This is a genomic window from Hoylesella buccalis ATCC 35310 (genome assembly GCF_000177075.1).
Classification (GTDB): domain Bacteria; phylum Bacteroidota; class Bacteroidia; order Bacteroidales; family Bacteroidaceae; genus Prevotella; species Prevotella buccalis.
The window spans coordinates 1-2,126 of the sequence record NZ_ADEG01000021.1 but is presented as its reverse complement, the minus strand read 5'-3'; the positions used below and the strand labels follow the sequence as shown (position 1 = coordinate 2,126).

Sequence of the window (2,126 nt, the reverse complement as noted above, 5' to 3'; positions counted from 1 at the left end):
AAAAACCCATCGGAAAACACCGGATGCGTATGGCGCAAACTGCTGTAACTACTCAGAGGAACCTGCTGTTTGCTTGAGGTTAGGTTGACGATAGTGAGTTAGGAAAAGATATGGTTGTTGCAAAACATGCAACAACCACTCAGTACGGTGCCATCGAAGAAAAGACGCAGACCCATCCTGTTGATGATTACAACCTCGACCTTTTGCTTATTACATTGATCTCGCCCCTATGGATTATCTTGACAAGCCCGTTCTCATCCTGGACTCCGATTGTGAAGTATCAGGAAAGGTTATATATACCTCATTTAGTTTAAATCCATGATGAATGAGAAGGTGATGAAGAGAACCTTCTCTCAAATTTTTGAGTATCACTCATCAATGATCACACCAAATGTGGAAGGAACCAATAGACGTTGCGATTTCTTCCCTGGCCTGCCCATGGCATGGATACATTTCTTGAAGATAAAATTTGCCTTTAGATCGCCTCGACATAATACCCCAGACGGTTTGGTTTGGTTCCGTCAATAAAAAGATAATAATTGCCACTCGGATTTTCAACGCACATGACTTCTGTATAGGTGAAGCCGGCATGGGTGGTGTGCAATGATTCAAGTATGTTGTTTGGCACTGTCGCGCCTTTTGGCAACGCATAAGTTGTTTCCTTCCACTTTGTGTCGATGTTGGATGTTTTAAATAAAACAGACTTCAACACGCCGTTGTGTATGACGAGGTAGTTGTCAGAGCCCAGGTCATTGACATAACCAAGTGTCACAGCTCCGCTGTAGCGTTTGGAAATCCAATCAATATCAGTAGATAGCGGACGCGCATTGACCGGCAGATTCAACATATATTTGCACGACTTGAGTATCGTTCCGTCGCTGCCGATGACAAGTGTGTGAACGAGGTTTTTCTCAGTGGGTGTGTCCTGCAGATAACACAGTATGTAGTATTTGTCGTTGATGAAAGTCTGCGACATTTCCTTTATTTCACAAAACTCGTTTTTACGGGCCTCAGGGTTTTCTTGGAGAAGACGTTGCAGCACTTTATAGGGCAATTGGTCAATGGCGGGCAGCGTCTTGATGGTGCGGTTCCACACATTGTTAAGATATACCACAACATATTCGTTCCCCGCCTTGTCTGATGAGAATATAAATGTTTCCTGCTGGTCGGTATGGCGGTAAAAGTCATTGCCTGTGTAAACGTCATCAATGGTGGTGTCTCCGCAGCGGTTACGGAAATCGCGGGTAACAGTCTCCGGCAAGTTATGGGTGTTTTCCGGTATATCGGTTTCGGAGTTGCAAGAAGATATAACAAGTGCGATAGCAACAACCGTTACGTACAATAAATGGCTTGATTCTAAAAATTTCATTTGTGCTTTCTTTTTAAAGACGTTTGTCTAACTATTCATTTCAATGGTATGACCACCATGGTTTTCAACGGCGGATTCCATAAGAAGGTGCAAAGTTAACTATTTTTTTCTGAAACATTTCTCTTGGATTTATAAATCTGCGTTTCTTTCTGCGCGTGCTATTTAATTTTCGGACAATCTCCTTGATATCATTTTTGATATTCACCCGAAAGCTACCTTTCCTTTCCACCAACGTCATTGATCACGCCCCTACGGATTACCTTGGCAAGGTCGCGCTCATCCCGTACTTCGTTAGTGAAGCATCAAAAAAGGGTTAATTATATTGACAAAAGGCCTTTAAATTTTCTCGGATTTGAAAGTAAGTTGGTCTTCACTCGAAATACGTCAAACAGTCGGTGGTTTGCAAATGGTTGACTGCCAATGACTTTGAAAGTCGGGTTTTTTTCTGCGATTTTTTCGCTTGCGATGGCGTATCGAACGGCATAGCGGTTAGCACGGATATAGAAGGACTTGCAGTGTTTTTCTATTTCCTCCACGATTTCCTCGGAACATGATCCACAATCAGCTCTGAAGCGATTGATAGTGAGCCCATTCTGTTCAAATCTCTCAAAGAACCTCTTCAGCGTGTCCTTCTGATGGAAACGAAGGTTTTCGTTAAGCCAGATGAGCAGAGTTAAGCTTGCTTGAACTCTGCCATGGCGAGAAAACGAAGGATAAAATCCAACGGATGATTTCGCTGTATTGATAACCGAACGAT

2 protein-coding genes and 1 pseudogene are annotated in these 2,126 nt (G+C 42.9%); 1 reads left to right on the top strand and 2 read right to left on the bottom strand.

The window, feature by feature from the left end; translation table 11 throughout:
• Positions 1-110 precede the first annotated feature (110 nt).
• Positions 111-314: a hypothetical protein gene (locus HMPREF0650_RS12975; protein WP_004347824.1), complete on the top strand. Its 204-nt coding sequence runs from the start codon at positions 111-113 to the stop codon at positions 312-314.
• A gap of 161 nt (positions 315-475) precedes the next feature.
• Here the strand turns inward: HMPREF0650_RS12975 and HMPREF0650_RS01700 are convergent, their stop codons facing one another.
• Both HMPREF0650_RS01700 and HMPREF0650_RS12585 read right to left on the bottom strand, forming a co-directional pair.
• Complete coding sequence (locus HMPREF0650_RS01700; protein WP_081454837.1) at positions 476-1,369, bottom strand: hypothetical protein; 894 nt, start codon at positions 1,367-1,369, stop codon at positions 476-478.
• Positions 1,370-1,839: 470 nt separating this feature from the next.
• Positions 1,840-2,025 (bottom strand): annotated as a pseudogene (locus tag HMPREF0650_RS12585) (IS1380 family transposase); the annotation flags it as partial.
• Between the last annotated feature and the right edge of the window lie 101 nt (positions 2,026-2,126).